Raw genomic sequence first — 17,941 nt, 5'->3', positions numbered from 1 at the left:
AAACCATTTTATCAGCTATAGCTGATAGGAGAAACAAGATTCCTAGAAAATCTCTAAATTATCAAACACCTTATCATGTTTTTCTGAGTCAGGTGAAACTGTCCAACTTAATTTGACAATTTAAGTAATGAAAAATGTGGAGGAGAGGATTATGAAAAATTATCATCTTGGAATTGAAGCGACACTTGATGTTATTGGAGGAAAGTGGAAGGCTCTGATTATCTGCTTGCTGATGAAAAAGCCTAGAAGAACCTTGGAATTAGAACGGCTGATTGATGGAATATCACAGAAGGTGCTGATTCAGCAGTTAAGAGAATTGGAAAGAGACGGTTTGGTTCACCGCAAGGACTATCAGCAGATGCCTCCTAAAGTTGTCTATTCCGTAACAGATTATGGCCGTACAGCCAATAGTCTTATTGATGTTATGTGTCACTGGGGAAAGGAAAATATTAGGCGGCGTAAAGCACTAGGCGAAGAAATAAACTGGCAACCCTATGATTTATAGAAGTATATCTAACTCTTGGGAAGTATTGAATGTGTTCATTGATCAGGTAGTAAAATATGGTGTTACTTCTTATTGCTTGGCATGTTTTTCGGCTTTTACATAGTAGGTTTTTAAATGCAATTGTGATATAATTTTAGGGCAAAATGGATAAGGAGAAAAGCATGAATCCTTTACTGAATGGAATGAACGACAAACAAGCAGAAGCGGTCAAAACTACTCAAGGGCCGCTTTTGATTATGGCTGGGGCTGGTTCTGGGAAGACACGGGTGCTGACACACCGTATTGCTTATCTTATTGATGAGAAGATGGTCAACCCTTGGAATATTCTGGCCATTACCTTTACTAACAAGGCTGCGCGTGAGATGAGAGAGCGGGCTATGCAGCTCAACCCTGCTACGCAAGAGACCTTAATCGCGACCTTTCACTCCATGTGTGTGCGCATCCTGCGCCGCGATGGCGATCACATAGGTTACAATCGTAATTTTACGATTGTGGATCCTGGTGAACAGCGTACCCTTATGAAGCGTATCATCAAGAATTTGAATTTAGACTCTAAAAAATGGAATGAACGAGCGATTTTAGGAACTATTTCCAATGCTAAAAATGACCTGCTTGATGAAGTCGCTTACGAGAACCAAGCTGGTGATATGTACACACAAATTGTTGCCAAGTGCTACAAAGCTTATCAAGAAGAGCTGCGTCGTAGTGAGGCCATGGACTTTGATGATTTAATCATGTTGACCTTGCGGCTCTTTGATAAAAACCCTGATGTATTGGCCTATTATCAGCAGCGCTACCAGTATATTCATGTGGATGAGTATCAGGATACCAACCATGCCCAGTACCAGCTGGTTAAGCTCTTAGCTTCCCGTTTTAAGAATATCTGTGTGGTTGGAGATGCTGATCAGTCTATCTATGGTTGGCGCGGTGCTGATATGCAAAATATCTTGGATTTTGAAAAGGATTATCCAGAGGCTAAGGTGGTTCTCCTCGAAGAAAATTACCGTTCAACAAAGAAAATCTTGCAAGCAGCTAACGATGTGATCAACAATAATCGTAACCGACGCCCTAAAAAGCTCTGGACACAAAATGCAGATGGAGAAGAGATTGTCTATTATCGTGCCAATGATGAACGTGATGAGGCTGTTTTTGTAGCTGCTACTATTGACCAGCAGGTACGTGAAAACAAGAAGGACTTTAAGGACTTTGCTGTCCTCTACCGTACTAACGCCCAGTCACGTACTATTGAAGAAGCCCTGCTTAAGTCAAATATTCCTTACACCATGGTCGGGGGAACTAAATTCTACAGCCGTAAGGAAATCCGTGATGTCATTGCTTACCTCAATGTCATTGCCAATCCTCAGGATAATATCAGTTATGAGCGTATTATCAATGAACCCAAGCGGGGAGTAGGGCCCGGAACCCTTGAGAAAATTCGTGATTTTGCTAATTTACAGAATATGAGTTTGCTGGAGGCTTCTGAACAGATCATGCTCTCAGGAATCAAGGGGAAGGCGGCTCAAGCAGTTTTGACTCTTGCTGGCATCCTACTGGGACTGCGCTCTGACTTGGATACCTACACCTTAACAGAATTAGTTGAAGAGGTATTGGGTAAGACTGGTTATATGGAGGCTTTGCAGCTGCAAAATACACTGGAAAGTCAGGCGAGAATTGAAAATATTGAGGAGTTTCTCTCTGTCACCAAAAATTTTGATGATAATCAGGAAGCAGCACCCGAAGATGAAACAGGCTTGGAAAAACTTAGCCGCTTTCTAAATGATTTAGCCTTGATTGCTGATACTGATGAAGGTGATACCGATACTGCAGAAGTGACCCTTATGACTCTGCATGCTGCTAAAGGATTAGAATTTCCAGTTGTCTTTTTAATTGGAATGGAAGAAAATGTTTTCCCACTTAATCGAGCGAGCGAAGATCCAGATGAGCTAGAAGAGGAACGTCGACTAGCTTATGTCGGGATTACTCGTGCTGAGCAAGTGCTTTACCTGACTAACGCTAACAGCCGTATCCTCTTTGGAAAGTCTAGTTTTAATCGCCCAACCCGCTTTATTAAAGAAATTTCGGATGAACTTCTGAATTATCAAGGATTGGCCCGGCCAGTAAACACAGCTTTTTCAGCTACTTATGCTGGTGGTGAAGAAAAGACCTTTGGCCAAGGCATGAGCTTAGCTCAGGCACTGCAGAATCGCAAAGCGCAAGTGGCACCTTCATCTACTGCTAAAAAAGAAGCATCGTTACCATTTGCCCAAACTGCCCTATCAGTTGGTCAAAAGGCGGCAGAAACTCCAGTTCTGGATTGGCAGATTGGAGATATCGCTCATCATAGAAAATGGGGAGATGGCACTGTACTTGAGGTGACGGGCAGCGGCAAGTCGCAAGAACTTAAAATCAAGTTTCCAGATATCGGTCTCAAAAAGGTTTTGGCCAGTGTAGCGCCGATTGAAAAGAGAGAATGAACTAATAAGATAGAGGTTATAGTTATCAACTATAGCTCTTCTTTTTAGATAACTATTGGCCAATAAAAAGCTTTAGGTGTAAAATAGGCCTAATGATATCTATGGAGGAATGATTATGACAACAGACTATTCATTTGAAACTTTGCAGCTGCACGCCGGTCAAACGGTGGATCCGACCACCAAGTCCCGTGCTTTGCCCATTTATCAAACCACATCTTATGTTTTCAATGATTCACAGGACGCTGAAGACTCTTTTGCCCTACGGACAGAAGGTAATATCTATACGCGGATTACTAATCCGACAACTGCTGTTTTTGAAGAGCGGATGGCAGCTTTAGAAGGTGGGGTTGGTGCTTTGGCGACTGCCTCTGGCATGGCAGCTATTACTTATACGGCTCTTGCCTTAGCGCATGCTGGCGATCACATTGTATCGGCTACTACCGTATATGGTGGCACTTTTAACTTACTCAAAGAAACTCTGCCGCGCTATGGAATTACGACCAGCTTTGTCGATGTAGCCGATTTTGCAGCCATTGAAGCAGCTGTCAAGGACAATACCAAGTTTATTTTAGCTGAGACCCTAGGAAATCCCTTAGGGAACGTTGCTGATCTTGAAAAACTAGCAGAGATTGCCCATCGCCATAATATTCCTTTGGTTGTTGACAATACCTTTGGCACCCCTTATCTGATCAATGTTTTTTCTTACGGTGTTGATATTGCTGTGCATTCGGCCACTAAATTTATCGGCGGTCACGGTACCTCTATCGGTGGTGTAATTGTGGACTCGGGTCAATTTGACTGGGAAAAATCCGGCAAATTCCCGCAGTTTGTCGATGAAGACCCGTCTTATCACAATCTCAGCTATACCCGTGATATCGGGGCAGCAGCCTTTATTACAGCGGTTCGCACACAATTGCTGCGCGATACCGGTGCCTGTCTCTCCCCTTTTAACGCCTTTCTTTTGACACAAGGACTAGAGACTTTGTCTCTGCGAGTGGAACGCCATGTTGAAAATGCCAAGAAAATTGCAGAATATCTAGAAAATCATCCCAAGGTAACTCAGGTCAACTACGCTAGTCTGCCATCTAGTCCTTACTACGAATTGGCACAAAAATATCTGCCTAAGGGAGCCAGCTCCATCTTTACCTTCAATGTCGCAGGAGGAGCGGAGGCTGCTCGTAAGGTGATTGACAGTTTGGATATTTTCTCAGATCTTGCCAATGTCGCTGATGCCAAGTCTCTGGTTGTACACCCAGCAACCACAACTCACGGTCAGATGAGTCCAGAGGATCTCCTTGCCTGCGGTATTGAACCTAACCAAATCCGTGTGTCTATCGGTTTGGAAAATGTCGATGATTTGATTAGTGATTTGGATCAAGCTTTAAAACAGATATAATTTGGGAGGTTTTTATGGTAAGTCTGAAAGAAGCCTTTGCCATCTTTAAGCAGGCAAAATTAGTTGATTTAACCCATCAAATTTCAGAGACCAGTCCCCATTTCCCTGCCTTACCAGCTCTTGAAAAAAGGGATATTTTTACCCTTGAAGATGGCTTTCATGTCCAACAATTCAAAGTGGTCGGTCAATACGGCACGCATATTGATGCCCCCGTTCATTTTGTGCAAGGAGGTAAATGGCTGGACGAACTCCCCCTAGAAGACCTTTTCTTGCCTCTTTATGTTTTGGACTTATCCAAAGAGGTTGCTGAAAATCCCAATTATGAAGTGGGGGTAGAGGATATTTTAGATTTTGAAAAGAAACATGGCAGGATAGAAGCAGCTGCCTTTATCGCTTTTCGGAGCGACTGGTCTAAAAGATGGCCCCACCAAGACGCTATCCGAAATCTCAACGCTCAAGGTGTGCAAGAAACGCCAGGCTGGAGTCGGGAAGTTCTGGAGTTCCTCATCAAAGAGAGAAAGGTTAAGGCCCTCGGACATGAAACCTTAGATACCGATAGTGGTCAGACGGCTGCTAAAAATGGAGCTCTCCTTAATGAATATTATCTTCTGGAACAAGGCATTTACCAGCTGGAAGTCATGGCTAATTTGGATCAAGTTCCAGCAACTGGCAGCTTTATTGCTATTAGTTATCCCCATTGGGAAAAAGCCACTGGTTCCCCTGTCAGAGCCTTTGCCTATGTTGAACAATGAGAAATTTGGTAGTCAATTTGGCTACCAAATTTTTCGTCCCTATTTCAGGCTGAGGCCTTCTTGATGAGGGCTGAAGCCTATGCTTCAAGATAATTTTTAAATCTTTTATATCAATTTATGCTATAATGAAATGTAAAACATTTTTGGCTGAGAGCCGATAGAAAGATTTTTTATGAACTTAAGAAATTATATTGCATCTATTAAAGATTACCCACAAGAAGGGATTACCTTCCGCGATATTTCCCCCTTAATGGCTGATGGGAATGCCTACAGTTATGCTGTTCGTGAGATTGTCCAATACGCTACAGACAAAAAGATTGATATGGTTGTTGGACCAGAGGCACGCGGGTTTATCGTTGGTTGTCCGGTAGCCTACGAGTTGGGCATCGGTTTTGCACCAGTTCGTAAACCTGGCAAGCTGCCACGGGAAGTTATCTCTGCTGACTATGAAAAAGAGTATGGTATTGATACCTTGACCATGCATGCCGATGCTATTAAGCCAGGACAAAGGGTCTTGATTGTTGATGATCTTTTAGCTACTGGCGGAACGGTTAAAGCAACAATCGAAATGGTTGAACGTCTCGGTGGGGTTGTTGCTGGTTGTGCCTTCCTAATTGAGCTGGATGGTTTAGATGGCCGCAGGGCGATTGAAGGTTACGATACTAAAATTTTGATGAATTTCCCAGGCTAGCTATTAGCTATAGCTATTCTTTATAGCTTAATCAAGAAAAATTGTATTTGAAAAGCCCATCCCCTTACCTTATAATAGGAATAAACTATTATAGAATGGGGATATTTTCATGCCAATTACTTTAGACAAGAAATTGCCAGCCGTCGATATTTTAAAAAATGAGAATATCTTCGTCATGGATGATAAAAGGGCCAGCGGTCAGGATATTCGTCCTATCAAGGTCTTGGTTCTCAATCTGATGCCAACCAAGGAAGCGACAGAAACTCAGTTGCTGCGCTACCTGTCAAACACCCCTTTACAGATCAATTTAGATTTTCTCTATATGGCTAGCCATGAATCTAAAAATACCAAACCTGATCATTTAGAAACCTTCTACAAAACGTTTGAAGACATCAAGTCTGATTATTATGATGGTCTGATTATCACGGGAGCGCCGGTTGAAACGTTGCCCTTTGAGCAAGTAGATTACTGGGATGAGCTTTGTCAGATGTTTGAGTGGAAGCGGCACCATGTTTATTCTACCCTGCATCTTTGCTGGGGAGCTCAAGCCGGCCTTTATTATAAGTACGGTATTGATAAGGTAAAAATGGAGCACAAGCTATCGGGAATTTATTCTCAGCAGGTGACAGAACACCTATCGCCCCTGATGCGGGGATTTGATGATCAGTTTCTATCGCCGCATTCCAGATATACTGAGGTATTAGAGGCTGATATCCATAGTAAGACTAATCTCCAGATCCTAGCACGGGGAGAGGAAGTGGGCCCTTCCATTCTTTCCAGCCGTGATATGCGAGAGGTATATAGCTTTGGGCATCTGGAGTATGATAGAGATACCTTGAAAAGAGAGTACCTGCGCGATAGAAAAGCTAATAAGAATCCGGCCTTGCCTGTCAATTATTTTCCGAATAATGACAGTAGTGGAACTCCAGAATTGCGATGGAGTTTAGCGGCTTCGACCTTTTTTACCAACTGGCTCAATTATGCTGTTTATCAAGAGACACCTTACCATTTGGAGGATTTGGAAAATTCAGCCTCCTATTATGGTTATTTATAAAAGAGGAATTATGAGTTTTTTAGAGAATTATCAGTCAGGCAATCTGGTTTTGCCTAGCAGCTTACTCTTTCACTACAAAGATATTTTTTCCAGCAGCGATGATTACCTGATCTGGCAGTTTTTCTATCTGCAAAACACGACTAAGGTTGAGGAAATGCCGTCTAGCCGTATCGCTGATGCTCTGGGCAAGACAGTTGCTGAGGTTAATCAAGCCATCAGTAATCTGACCAACCAGGAGCTTTTGGTCATGAAAACCATTGAGCTAGACGGTGAAACTGATATCATTTTCGATGCCGGTCCCGTTCTCAAACGCTTGGATGCTCTTCTAGGTGAGGACAAGCTGGATTCAGCAGCGTCGGAGCCTTTAGACAACGCAAATGATCTTCAAGTGCTGCTGAATGATTTTGAAAAATCGGGCTGGATGTTGACACCATTTGAATTGGAAGATATTCAAAAATATGTTCGTGAAGATGGCATCAGTCCAGATTTGATTCGGGAGGCTCTCAAAGAGAGTATCTTCAATAGTAAGCGCAACTGGAAGTATCTGACAGCCATTTTACGCCGCTGGATGCGCGACGGCATTACGACTGTTCGCCAGATTGAAGAACGCAGGAAGGAACGGGATCAGGCAAACCCTGCTAAGGTCCAAGTATCAGATGATTTTCTCAATGCTATGAATGTGTGGAGTGATGACCAATAAATCGAGCTGATGGACCAGCCACGGCTAAGCTTGTAATATAAGTGATGAGAGCCATAGATCGCTGTCCTAGCAGTGGGGTTGGCTCTCATTTTTTGTTATAATAGAATCGTTGAAGCCTAAAAAACGCTCGGGAAGGCTTGGCTCTTTACTTCAGCAGGCTAGCTCCCTCAATAAACGACCTTTGTAATTTAAAAAGAAAGGATTTTATGGAAATCAATATTTCTCAGCGCTTGCGGGATGTGTCAGACTTTATCCCTCAGGGCAGCATTCTATTAGATGTTGGCAGTGACCACGCCTACCTGCCCCTTTATCTCTTGGAGCAGGAGCGAATTAGTTCAGCGATCGCAGGTGAAGTTGCCCAAGGTCCTTATCAGTCGGCTCTAAACAATGCTCAAGGATCAGCCTACGCTGATAAGATTGATGTTCGTTTGGCTGATGGGCTAGCAGCTTTTGATGATAGTGATGCTGTTGATGTGATAGCAATCTGCGGAATGGGGGGGCGTCTGATTGCGGATATCCTAGCGGCAGGCCTAGAGAAATTGGATAATGTCAAGCGTTTAGTTCTACAGCCCAATAATTGCGAAGATGATCTGCGTTACTGGCTGAGTCAGCATAGTTTTACAATTTTTGCTGAAAAAATCATGACAGAAAATCACAAGTATTATGAAATCATTGTAGCAGAGCACGGCAGACAGCAGCTACAGCCGCAGGAGCTGCGCTTTGGACCTTGCCTTTTGCAAGAGGGGGCGGCTGTTTTTAAGGAGCGCTGGCAAAATGAGCTGCAGAAGCTGGAAAAGGCTCTGGAGCAGATTCCTGAAACTAATCAGACCGACCGCAGGGACATTCAGCAGAAAATAGAAGCGATTAAGGAGGCTATCAGTTATGAAGGCGAGTGACTTTATTGCAAAATATGAGAGCTACTGTCCGCAGGACCTCTCAATGGAAGGCGATATTTCAGGGTTGCAGTTGGGCAGCTTAGATAAAACCATCAAACGTGTGATGGTAACGTTAGATGTTCGCGAGACCACGGTCACAGAAGCAATTGAAAGAAATGTTGATATGATTGTGACTAAGCATGCTCCTATTTTTCGCCCCTTGAAGGATTTGGTTAGCAGTCCTAGGACAGATATTTTGCTGGAGCTTGTTAAACATGATATTTCAGTATATGTCAGCCATACGAATATTGACGTGGTACCAGATGGTTTGAACGATTGGTTTTGTGATCTCCTAGAGATTGAAGATACAGAAATACTGACACCTACAGTTGCTGGCTATGGTATCGGCCGCGTTGGCAATATTCGACCTCTGTCGCTGGAGGAGTTGGCACTTAAGGTGAAATCAACCTTTAATCTGGATAGTGTGCGGTTAGTTCGCTATGCTGGTTCTAATCCGGAAGTTAACAGAGTTGCTATCTGCGGCGGCAGTGGTCAAGGTTTTTATCGCGATGCCCTTACCAGAGGTGCTCAGGTTCTAATTACAGGAGATATTTACTATCATACAGCTCAAGATATGATTACTGACGGTCTTTTGGCAATTGATCCAGGACATCATATTGAAGCTCTCTTTATTGAAAGATTAGTTGAAAAGATGACAGTCTGGGCGGCTGAGGAAGGCTGGAATATTGAGCTAATCCCTAGTCAGATATCAACTAATCCTTTTAGTCATCTTTAGGAGTTATTGTTATGAATTGGCTTTTATCGCAAAATGTTGTTGTACTAGCTCTCTTAGCTGGTCTCTTTACTTGGGGATGTACGATTATCGGTGCTGCGATTGTTTTCTTTTTTAAAAATATTAGCCGTCGTCTGTTAGATACTATGATGGGGTTTGCTGCAGGAGTGATGATCGCTGCCTCTTTCTGGTCGCTTTTAGAGCCTTCTATTTCTTATGCGCAAGCAGACTATGGCAACTGGTCCTGGATACCGGCAGCTGTTGGTTTTTTATTTGGTGGGTTTATGCTGCGCTTGATCGATGCAGTGGTCCCCCATCTCCACCTTGATAAGAAGGATGTTAGTCAGGCAGAAGGATTAAAGCCTCAAAAGAAACTATCTAAAACGGCTCTCTTATTCTTAGCAATTACCATCCATAATTTCCCAGAAGGCTTAGCTGTCGGGGTTACCTTTGGGGCACTAGCAGGTGGTAATGCTAGTCAAGCCGCTCTTTTAGGGGCTATTGGTTTGGCCGTTGGAATTGGTCTGCAAAATGTTCCAGAAGGAGCTGCCCTGTCCATCCCTATTCGGGCTGATGGGGAATCTCGACTCAGAGCTTTCTATCTGGGTTCTATGTCGGCTATTGTCGAGCCAATCGGAGCGGTTTTGGGAGCGGGACTTGTCATGCTGATGATGCCCATTTTGCCTTATGCTCTTTCCTTTGCTGCAGGGGCTATGATCTTCGTCGTAGTGGAAGAGCTGATTCCCGAATCACAAACCAATGGCAATACCGACATCGCTACTTTGGGGTTGATGTTGGGCTTTGTTATTATGATGGTCATGGATGTTGCTCTTGGATAGGAGGAATGCATGAAAGTTGCTATTATTGGAGCCGGTATCGTTGGTTCAACAGCGGCCTATTATCTATCTAAGGAAGCAGGCCTTGAGGTTAGCGTTTTTGATGACGGGGAAGGGCAGGCGACCAAGGCTGCCGCTGGTATTATCAGCCCTTGGTTCTCTAAACGTCGCAATAAAGCTTGGTATAGACTAGCTCGTTTGGGGGCAGATTTTTACCAGACGTTGATTGCTGATTTGCAGATGGATGGCTTTGAGACAGATTTTTATCGGCAGACTGGTGTTTTCGTATTGAAGAAACAGGTAATAAAAATCCTAGAGCTAAAGGAGCTGGCAGAAAAGCGTAAGAAAGAGTCACCTCTGATCGGTCAGTTAGCGCTCTTCGGACGCGAAGAGGTGCAGCAGCATTTTCCAGATTTACAGGGAGTTGAGCAGCTGCTCTTTGCTTCTGGTGGAGCTAGAGTAGAAGGGGCAAGTCTGACAGCGACCTTGTTGGAGGCTAGTGGCTGTCATCTAATTAAGGAACAGGTAGACTTAACTCTCAAAAGAAGCGGTTATGAAATTGCTAACCAGCACTTTGATCGTGTCATTTTGGCTACAGGTGCTTGGTTGCCAGCCTTATTAGAACCCTTAGGATATAAAGTTGATATCTATCCACAGAAAGGTCAGCTGCGCGATTACTTTTTTGATGGTTGGGAAACACAGGAGCTGCCAGTGGTTATGCCAGAAGGAGAATTGGACATTATTCCCTTTAAAGCTGGTCAGATTTCAGTGGGAGCCAGTCATGAAAATGATAAGGGCTATGATTTGACAGCTGATTCAGCTATTTTAGCCGGCTTGGAAGAAGAAGCTTTGAAATATCTCCCTAAGTTAGCAGAGGCTGTGCGAGTTGACGAACGAGTGGGGACACGTGCCTATACCAGCGATTTTGCGCCTTTTTACGGTCAAGTTCCCGGTTTGCCTGGGGTCTATGCTGCCAGCGGTTTAGGCTCATCTGGTTTAACAACCGGTCCTCTGATAGCTAAAGAACTAGTCTCCCTTTTAATGGAACGGCAAGGCGAATTAGACAGCGCTGCCTATCCAGTTCAGAACTATATCAAAAAAACTGAAGCTTAGGCCCCAGTTTTTTTAGTTATTTGCCAAAGAAACCTTTGAGCTTATCGAGTATACCGTCAGCACCTTGGACATTTGACAACAGTCCCTGAGCTTGCTCAAAGTATTCCCCCAAATCATTTTTATGGTCATCAATAAACTGCTGAGCTGTGGAGAAATCTTTCTGTGCAATTAAGTCCTTTACTTGGTTAAAAAGTTCTGCTGGGTTCATATCTAGTAACCTGCCTTCCTTATACGTTACCCTTATTAAATCATACATCTTTAAAATATCAAATCAATCTGCTTATCAGTTGCTCTGCCGAACTTGCTTAAGCAGGGCGAAGCAACAAGTTAATGGATCACACAGACAGCCTCCGGTACGCGGAAGTCATGACTCACTTCATTTAAGTGTCCAGTCTTCTTATCACGTTTGAAGACAGTTACATTATCTGAATCCTGATGGGGAACCAGTAAGTAGTCTTCGCTGCTGGTTAAACTTATATCTCTTGGTGTCTGTCCATGAGTAGGAACGATATCGATAAGATGAAGGTAGCCATCAAGAGTAAACTGATAGCAGGCAATAGAGTTATGACCGCGGTTGGAAACGTAGAGGAACCACCCGTCTTGGGTTACTTGAGCTGCTGCCGGAGCATTGAAGGCAGTGTAGCCCTTAGGAATACTCGAGAGGGATTGGAAATTCTCGAAGCTTCCGCAGCCTTGGTAAATGAGATTTTGTACGGTTGAGTTCAGTTCACAGACAACAAAAGCATGCTTGAAAATAGGGTGAAAAATCACGTGGCGAGGGCCAGATCCTGATACCAGCTGGAAATTATTGATTGGTTGTACCTGTCCCGTATCATTCAGCGCGTAGCTCGTCAGTTCATCGGTACCTAAGTCGCAGGTCAATAGATAGCGGTCTGGTGTTAGATCAGCGAAGTGAACTCGAGCGTGATCTTGGTGCGGGTGAGGCCCGGAACCCTGATGAATAATACGGTTGACTAAACTAAGTTGTCCATCCGTTTGCCGTTTATAAATAAGAGCCTGGCCAGTGTGGTAGTTAGCACTGAAGACCAAACCGCGCTTATCGTCGCTTCCAAGATAGCAAGGAGCAGCACCGTCTTCGAGGACATGATTAAGAGGATGAAAGTCAGCTCCAAAGCTAGCTACTCCACCTTGTCCCTCTTTGCTAGCGATGCTGTAGAGGCAGCCATCCTTAGTCTTGGTAAGGTAGGTAGGATTACTAACCTCCGCCAGCAGTTGTAAATTAGTCAGGTGTCCTGCTTGGTTATCAAAGTCAGCTCGATATATGCCGTGCGATTCTCGTTTTGTATAGGTTCCAAAATAAATTTGTTCCATATAGTCCCCTTTTACCTCTTTGTTTTCTGTATTAATCTACTTATTGAAGCTTTTCATTAACCAAAGGCTTTGAAGGCTATTTCTACAAAGAAATTATAGCATTTTTTTGTTAAAATAGGGGCAAAGACTGTGAAAGAGGGCAAGTATGACCAAACTAGCCACCATTTGTTATATTGATAACGGCCAAGAACTACTCTTGATGCTGCGCAATAAAAAGCCCCATGATGTGCATGAGGGCAAATGGATTTCTGTTGGCGGAAAATTAGAAGTGGGGGAAACACCTGAAGAGTGTGCCCGACGAGAAATTTTTGAAGAGACCCATCTCACTGTTAAGGAGATGGATTTTAAAGGAATGATTACCTTTCCTGAATTCACCCCAGGGCACGACTGGTATACCTATGTTTTTAAGGTTACAGACTTTGAAGGTGATTTGATTTCTGATGAAGAATCCCGTGAAGGCACACTGGAATGGGTTCCTTACGATCAGGTTCTGTCCAAGCCAACTTGGGAAGGTGACTATGAACTCTTTAAATGGATTTTAGAAGACAAGCCATTTTTTTCAGCTAAGTTTAGTTACGACCGATCAGGTCAGCTCATTGATAAAAGTGTCCAATTTTACAAGAGATAGGAGCAATAATGGATAAAAAAACAGGAAAATTTTATGATAGCTGGTTCTACAAGTGGATTATTGACAATCGTTTTGTCAGTGCTCTTTTGGTTTTATTACTTACCTTTCTGACTCTCTATCTCTTGACCCAAATCAGCTTCATTTTTGCTGCTGCGGCAAGATTTGTAGCGGTTGTTATGCTGCCGATTGTTATCTCTGTCCTCCTTTACTACTTGCTCAAACCTCTTGTCCGATTTATTGAGTATCATTTTAAAACCAGCCGAACTTGGTCTATCACTCTGGTTTACACGCTTTTGGCAGGACTTTTATTCTGGGGAGGTTCCAGTCTTTTTCCTATGTTGCAGGAACAGATTATGTCTTTTATTAATAATCTGCCACAATATGTTAAAAGTGTTGAGCGTCAGGCTAATGAAATATTAGATAACAACCGTTTAGCTTTCATTCGACCGCAGGTAGAAAACTGGGTGAACAACTACAGTGATAAAGCTGTTGACTATGCTGAGAATTTCTCTAAGAATATTGTCAGTTGGGCCGGTGACTTTGCCGGTGCTGTTGCCAAGGTAGCCATTGCCATTATCATGGCTCCCTTCGTGGTTTTCTATCTTCTGCGCGACAGTGATAAACTAAAAGAAAATATTTTAAAGACGATTCCAGTCAAATGGCGTACACCCAGCTCTCGTATTTTGAGTGATATCAATTCTCAGTGGCAGGGTTACGTTCAGGGGCAAGTAACTGTGGCCATTATCGTCGGCATCATGTTTTCTATTTTATTTAGCATCATCGGTCTGCGCTATGCAGTGACTCTCGGAATATTGGCTGGTTTTCTTAATATGATTCCTTACCTAGGGAGCTTTGTCGCTATGATTCCCGTTGTTATCTTAGCTTTGGTTGAAGGTCCATGGATGCTGGTCAAGGTCGCTATAGTCTTTGCTATTGAGCAGACTGTCGAAGGCCGCTTTGTCTCTCCCTTGGTTCTGGGAAATAAGCTCAGTATCCATCCTATTATGATTCTCTTTATTCTCTTAGCGTCAGGCTCGGTCTTTGGCGTCTGGGGTGTACTGCTTGGTATTCCAATCTATGCTTCAATCAGGGTTGTCATCAAAGAAATCTTTGAATGGTATCGTGATTTTAGCGGACTCTATGAAGAAAGTGAGTAACGTAAGTGTGTTAAATAGTGAAAAAATGATTGCTTCCATTGATCAACAAGACTTGGAGCATGCCAATAAATATTTCAAACGAGCTCTGGAAGAGGATGATGACGAAACTCTTCTATCTCTGGCTCAGTATTTAGAAGGGATCGGTTTTCTACCGCAGGCCAAAGAAATTTATCTGAAGGAGCGCAGAGACTATCCTGATGTTAACATTAATCTAGCTCAGATTGCTGCTGAAGATGGGCAAATTGAAGAAGCCTTTCTCTATCTAGATACCATTGATAAAAATGATGATAATTATTTATCGGCTCTGCTGGTTATGGCTGATCTTTATGATATGGAAGGATTGAGTGACGTTGCGCGTGAAAAAATGTTGGAAGCTCGTCAACTCAGCGATGATCCCTTAGTGATATTTGGCTTGGCAGAATTGGACTATCAGCTGGGGAATTTACAGCAAGCAATCCGAGAATATGCCGAATTGGACTGTCGAAGAACCTTAGAGATGACAGGCGTCTCCACTTACCAGCGAATTGGTCATGCTTACGCAGATATGGGCGAATTTGAAGTTGCCATCGAGTTTCTGGAGATGGCTGTTGAGATTGAATATGATGATGCAACTGTTTTTGAATTGGCCACGCTGCTTTATGATCAAGAAGAATTTCAAAAGGCCAATCTCTATTTTAAGCAGCTAGATACTATAAACCCTGATTTTGAAGGATATGAGTACATCTACGCCCTCTCTCTTCATGAAGAACACAAAATTGAAGAAGCTCTGAAATTAGCTCAGCAAGGACTGGCTAAGAATGATTTTGACAGCCAGCTTTTGCTTTTAGCCTCTCAACTATCTTACGAAAACCATGATTTTCAGGCAGCTGAACGCTATCTTTTGACCGCCAAAGACCTAGCGGAGGATTTAGAAGATGTTTTAATGCGCCTGTCCAATCTCTACCTAGAAGAAGAACGCTATGAAGAAGTTGTCGCCTTAGAGCAGGAGGAGATTGACAATGTCTTAACCAAGTGGAATTTAGCCAAGGCTTACCAGGCCCTTGAGAAAGAAGAAGAGGCCCTGAGGTATTTTGAGGCGATTGCAGAGGATCTTAAGGATAATCCTGAATTCTTGCAGGACTATGCCTATATCTTGCGTGAATTTGGCTACCGTGACAGAGCCTACCAAATTGCTAGCCGCTATTTGGAATTAGTCCCCGATGACCTCAACATGACTGAGTTCTTGGAAGATTAGTCCTTGTCAATAAACCAGAAACAACTATAACCAGAAGATTGCAGCTGCTCTTCTGGTTTTTTGAACGCCTTTTAACGGAATTTGGAACCAAAAATATTACGGTATATTACAAATATTACAAAAATATGTTGACAGCGCTTTCATATTTTTCTATAATTAAGATAACAAAATTAAAAGATGTGTTCGGATGAAAGGAGTCACTATTATGAAAAAAGATTGGGCATGGAATCAGAGAGAGCGCTTTTCTATTCGGAAATATTCATTCGGAGCGGCCTCTGTTGTTATTGGGGCTAGTCTTATGATGGGTGGCTATGCACTAGCAGATGAGCAGGCACTCCCAACACCGCAGCAGCAAGATCTAGCGCTTCAGATACATGTGGCAAATAATAGCGATGTAACTGCTGCTAATGATACGGTGACAGTGATTGCCCCAGATGGTATAACTGCTGGTGATGTATCAACTGTGGCACAACCCCCTGCTCAAGCTCCAGCAGCCGTTGAAACTATAGAGAGCGAAGAGCCAATAAATGTAGTGGCTGGAAACGATGCTATCCCAGAAAGAGGACAAGCTAGCGAAGAGTTTACAAAGGTCGACGTCGGTACGCAGACAGACGAAATTCCTGCCAAACAAACAGAAATTCCTGCTGTTAGTTCGGTAGCAGCTCGCCAAGCACCGGAGACTAAGGCAGCTGCAATTACCAGAGCGGACGCTTCGACAACAGTGGTCACTGGTGGAAAAGATATTCCGAGCCAAGGCTATTATAGCTATCCAGAGCGAACAGAGGTACGCAACAGTCCAGATCCGTCAGCCCCGCTGGTATTTTATGCCAATGCTGGTGACAGAGTCTTCTATGATCAGGTGCTGAACCAAAATGGTTATCAATGGATCAGCTACAGATCTTATAGCGGTATTCGTCGCTATGCCAATATCGCCAAGTTAGTTAGCCAAGCGGCTCCACAAGCTGATGCCAAGGTGACGGGAAACATTAAGGTAGAAAATATTACTGCGCAAGGATTTGATGTCATCATTAGTGACGCTTCCGACAGCAATGGTCTTGCTAAGGTCAAGGTTCCTACATGGACAGAAAAAAATGATCAAGATGACCTCATTTGGTACGATGCTACTAAACAGGCTGACGGTCGTTATAAGTTAACTGTCAAAACCAGCAATCATAAGGGTGAAGCTGGTACCTATCAGGTACATGTCTACTATCAAGAAACCGATGGTCAAGTTGTGCCTGTTGGTGCGGTTCAAGCCACAGTACCAGCTCCAAATGTCTCAGATAACAGTGAAATAACGCTGCCAGCTCTTGAACGCTATACTTTTGATAGAGAAGTAGAAGTTAAAAATGAACTGAAAGCCAGTGCTGCAACAGCTTTTACCTTTAAAAAAGGAGAAAGTATCAACTACGACAAGCGTATTAAAGCTGATGGTTATAATTGGATCAGCTATATCTCCTATAGCGGTGTGCGTCGCTATGTCATGCTGGATCAGCTGGCTGTCCCATCTAATCCCCAAAAATCTGACTCCAAAGCAACTGGTCAAATCAGTTTTGAAAATCAAACTGCTCAAGGTTTTGATATTCGTATTTCCAATGTTTCTGATAACAATGGTGTGCTAGCGGTCAAGGTCCCTGTCTGGACAGTTAAAAATGATCAAGATGACCTTATTTGGTACGATGGTGTTAAACAAGGCGACGGTACCTACAAGGTTGCTGTTAAGTTGGCTGACCATAAAAATGAAACAGGCGGCTATGCTGTCCACCTCTACTATGTTGAAAATGATGGTAAAATGATTGGTGTAGCAGGTGTTCAGCATACCGTCGAAGCAGAAACTGAACCACAGATTACCCGAACAGGCACTCTTTCTTTCAGCAATCAAGCCAACGGTGACTTTGATATCATTGTTTCCAATGTTTCTGACAGCAAGGGCCTTAAGGCCGTTAAGGTTCCTGTCTGGACAGATAAGAATGACCAAGATGACCTTATTTGGTATGACGGTGTTAAACAAGGCGATGGTACTTACAAAGTGACTGTCAAACGCTCTGAACATAAAAATGAGACGGGGCTTTATCAGGTTCACCTCTACTATGTTGAAGACGATGGTCAAATGGTGGGGATTGCTGGCGCTCAGAACAGAGTAGCTGCTTCTAATTCTGGTCGAGCTGCCCTTCCTAACCAAGGAACCTATACCTTTGCGAAGCGTACAGAAGTTAGGAATCAAGCTGATTTATCAAGCCCAATTCAATTTTACTTCAACCAAGGCGAAAGTGTGCACTACGACAAAACGCTAGAGGCTGATGGCCAGCAATGGATTAGCTATATGTCCTACAGCGGTATCCGTCGATATATTAATATTGCACCTCAGTAAGTTTAGGTTCCAGACTCACCTATGACTTAA

General features: G+C 43.3%; 17 protein-coding genes and 1 pseudogene. 16 read left to right on the top strand and 2 right to left on the bottom strand.

Annotation, left to right across the window (positions count from 1 at the left end; translation table 11 throughout):
- The 12 genes and pseudogenes from AC4HAL_RS03855 to AC4HAL_RS03800 form a co-directional block, all read left to right on the top strand.
- A pseudogene (locus tag AC4HAL_RS03855) lies at positions 1 to 116 on the top strand (IS30 family transposase); the annotation flags it as partial.
- A 35-nt stretch (positions 117 to 151) separates the two neighbouring features.
- Entirely contained in the window at positions 152 to 505 is a 354-nt protein-coding gene (locus tag AC4HAL_RS03850) for a winged helix-turn-helix transcriptional regulator (RefSeq protein ID WP_447453017.1), read from the top strand.
- A 143-nt stretch (positions 506 to 648) separates the two neighbouring features.
- A complete protein-coding gene (pcrA, locus tag AC4HAL_RS03845) occupies positions 649 to 2,979 on the top strand; it encodes a DNA helicase PcrA (RefSeq protein ID WP_491093063.1) in 2,331 nt (776 codons plus the stop codon).
- Between the two features lie 115 nt (positions 2,980 to 3,094).
- Positions 3,095 to 4,375 (top strand): O-acetylhomoserine aminocarboxypropyltransferase/cysteine synthase family protein, encoded by a 1,281-nt coding sequence (locus AC4HAL_RS03840; protein ID WP_491093062.1) that lies wholly within the window; start codon positions 3,095 to 3,097, stop codon positions 4,373 to 4,375.
- A 14-nt stretch (positions 4,376 to 4,389) separates the two neighbouring features.
- On the top strand, positions 4,390 to 5,127 hold the full coding sequence (locus AC4HAL_RS03835) for a cyclase family protein (RefSeq protein WP_491093061.1): 738 nt from the start codon (positions 4,390 to 4,392) through the stop codon (positions 5,125 to 5,127).
- Between the two features lie 172 nt (positions 5,128 to 5,299).
- Complete coding sequence (locus AC4HAL_RS03830) at positions 5,300 to 5,818, top strand: adenine phosphoribosyltransferase (RefSeq protein ID WP_491093060.1); 519 nt, start codon at positions 5,300 to 5,302, stop codon at positions 5,816 to 5,818.
- Positions 5,819 to 5,927: 109 nt separating this feature from the next.
- Complete coding sequence (metA, locus tag AC4HAL_RS03825; protein ID WP_491093059.1) at positions 5,928 to 6,872, top strand: homoserine O-acetyltransferase MetA; 945 nt, start codon at positions 5,928 to 5,930, stop codon at positions 6,870 to 6,872.
- Positions 6,873 to 6,882: 10 nt separating this feature from the next.
- Positions 6,883 to 7,572, top strand: a complete 690-nt coding sequence (locus tag AC4HAL_RS03820; RefSeq protein ID WP_491093058.1) for a DnaD domain-containing protein — start codon at positions 6,883 to 6,885, stop codon at positions 7,570 to 7,572.
- Positions 7,573 to 7,778: 206 nt separating this feature from the next.
- Positions 7,779 to 8,468: a tRNA (adenine(22)-N(1))-methyltransferase gene (locus AC4HAL_RS03815; RefSeq protein ID WP_491093057.1), complete on the top strand. Its 690-nt coding sequence runs from the start codon at positions 7,779 to 7,781 to the stop codon at positions 8,466 to 8,468.
- Positions 8,455 to 9,243: a Nif3-like dinuclear metal center hexameric protein gene (locus tag AC4HAL_RS03810; RefSeq protein ID WP_491093056.1), complete on the top strand. Its 789-nt coding sequence runs from the start codon at positions 8,455 to 8,457 to the stop codon at positions 9,241 to 9,243. Before AC4HAL_RS03815 ends, AC4HAL_RS03810 begins: the two co-directional genes overlap by 14 nt.
- Positions 9,244 to 9,254: 11 nt before the next feature.
- Complete coding sequence (locus tag AC4HAL_RS03805) at positions 9,255 to 10,079, top strand: ZIP family metal transporter (protein WP_447453026.1); 825 nt, start codon at positions 9,255 to 9,257, stop codon at positions 10,077 to 10,079.
- Between the two features lie 9 nt (positions 10,080 to 10,088).
- Complete coding sequence (locus AC4HAL_RS03800; RefSeq protein ID WP_491093055.1) at positions 10,089 to 11,189, top strand: NAD(P)/FAD-dependent oxidoreductase; 1,101 nt, start codon at positions 10,089 to 10,091, stop codon at positions 11,187 to 11,189.
- 16 nt (positions 11,190 to 11,205) lie between these two features.
- Here AC4HAL_RS03800 and AC4HAL_RS03795 read toward each other — a convergent pair whose 3' ends face one another.
- A complete protein-coding gene (locus AC4HAL_RS03795) occupies positions 11,206 to 11,397 on the bottom strand; it encodes a hypothetical protein (RefSeq protein WP_491093054.1) in 192 nt (63 codons plus the stop codon).
- Between the two features lie 119 nt (positions 11,398 to 11,516).
- Positions 11,517 to 12,521 carry a lactonase family protein gene (locus AC4HAL_RS03790; RefSeq protein ID WP_491093053.1) on the bottom strand — a complete coding sequence of 335 codons (1,005 nt, stop codon included), beginning with the start codon at positions 12,519 to 12,521 and terminating at the stop codon, positions 11,517 to 11,519.
- A 145-nt stretch (positions 12,522 to 12,666) separates the two neighbouring features.
- On the opposite strand from AC4HAL_RS03790, the gene AC4HAL_RS03785 reads away from it, so the two are divergent.
- From AC4HAL_RS03785 to AC4HAL_RS03770, 4 genes are all read left to right on the top strand, one after another.
- Complete coding sequence (locus tag AC4HAL_RS03785) at positions 12,667 to 13,149, top strand: NUDIX hydrolase (RefSeq protein WP_447453030.1); 483 nt, start codon at positions 12,667 to 12,669, stop codon at positions 13,147 to 13,149.
- A gap of 8 nt (positions 13,150 to 13,157) precedes the next feature.
- Complete coding sequence (locus tag AC4HAL_RS03780; RefSeq protein ID WP_491093052.1) at positions 13,158 to 14,306, top strand: AI-2E family transporter; 1,149 nt, start codon at positions 13,158 to 13,160, stop codon at positions 14,304 to 14,306.
- A gap of 7 nt (positions 14,307 to 14,313) precedes the next feature.
- The gene (locus tag AC4HAL_RS03775) at positions 14,314 to 15,540 is read left to right on the top strand and encodes a tetratricopeptide repeat protein (RefSeq protein WP_491093051.1); all 1,227 of its coding nucleotides are present in this window, start codon (positions 14,314 to 14,316) and stop codon (positions 15,538 to 15,540) included.
- Positions 15,541 to 15,745: 205 nt separating this feature from the next.
- Positions 15,746 to 17,911 (top strand): GBS Bsp-like repeat-containing protein, encoded by a 2,166-nt coding sequence (locus tag AC4HAL_RS03770; RefSeq protein ID WP_491093050.1) that lies wholly within the window; start codon positions 15,746 to 15,748, stop codon positions 17,909 to 17,911.
- Positions 17,912 to 17,941 lie beyond the last annotated feature (30 nt).

This window comes from Streptococcus sp. ELY_125 (assembly GCF_058314535.1).
The sequence above is the reverse complement of the archived record's forward strand: the minus strand, read 5'-3'. Positions and strand labels throughout refer to the sequence as shown.

What these genes read in the sequence shown, in the direction of transcription:
- pcrA (WP_491093063.1), top strand. Translation starts at nt 649, where the DNA reads ATGGATAAGGAGAAAAGCATGAATCCTTTACTGAATGGAATGAACGAC.
- AC4HAL_RS03780 (WP_491093052.1), top strand. Translation starts at nt 13,158, where the DNA reads ATGGATAAAAAAACAGGAAAATTTTATGATAGCTGGTTCTACAAGTGG.
- AC4HAL_RS03800 (WP_491093055.1), top strand. Translation starts at nt 10,089, where the DNA reads ATGAAAGTTGCTATTATTGGAGCCGGTATCGTTGGTTCAACAGCGGCC.
- AC4HAL_RS03835 (WP_491093061.1), top strand. Translation starts at nt 4,390, where the DNA reads ATGGTAAGTCTGAAAGAAGCCTTTGCCATCTTTAAGCAGGCAAAATTA.
- AC4HAL_RS03820 (WP_491093058.1), top strand. Translation starts at nt 6,883, where the DNA reads ATGAGTTTTTTAGAGAATTATCAGTCAGGCAATCTGGTTTTGCCTAGC.
- AC4HAL_RS03795 (WP_491093054.1), bottom strand. Translation starts at nt 11,397, where the DNA reads ATGAACCCAGCAGAACTTTTTAACCAAGTAAAGGACTTAATTGCACAG.
- AC4HAL_RS03770 (WP_491093050.1), top strand. Translation starts at nt 15,746, where the DNA reads ATGAAAAAAGATTGGGCATGGAATCAGAGAGAGCGCTTTTCTATTCGG.
- AC4HAL_RS03815 (WP_491093057.1), top strand. Translation starts at nt 7,779, where the DNA reads ATGGAAATCAATATTTCTCAGCGCTTGCGGGATGTGTCAGACTTTATC.
- metA (WP_491093059.1), top strand. Translation starts at nt 5,928, where the DNA reads ATGCCAATTACTTTAGACAAGAAATTGCCAGCCGTCGATATTTTAAAA.
- AC4HAL_RS03840 (WP_491093062.1), top strand. Translation starts at nt 3,095, where the DNA reads ATGACAACAGACTATTCATTTGAAACTTTGCAGCTGCACGCCGGTCAA.
- AC4HAL_RS03850 (WP_447453017.1), top strand. Translation starts at nt 152, where the DNA reads ATGAAAAATTATCATCTTGGAATTGAAGCGACACTTGATGTTATTGGA.
- AC4HAL_RS03785 (WP_447453030.1), top strand. Translation starts at nt 12,667, where the DNA reads ATGACCAAACTAGCCACCATTTGTTATATTGATAACGGCCAAGAACTA.
- AC4HAL_RS03805 (WP_447453026.1), top strand. Translation starts at nt 9,255, where the DNA reads ATGAATTGGCTTTTATCGCAAAATGTTGTTGTACTAGCTCTCTTAGCT.
- AC4HAL_RS03790 (WP_491093053.1), bottom strand. Translation starts at nt 12,521, where the DNA reads ATGGAACAAATTTATTTTGGAACCTATACAAAACGAGAATCGCACGGC.
- AC4HAL_RS03830 (WP_491093060.1), top strand. Translation starts at nt 5,300, where the DNA reads ATGAACTTAAGAAATTATATTGCATCTATTAAAGATTACCCACAAGAA.
- AC4HAL_RS03810 (WP_491093056.1), top strand. Translation starts at nt 8,455, where the DNA reads ATGAAGGCGAGTGACTTTATTGCAAAATATGAGAGCTACTGTCCGCAG.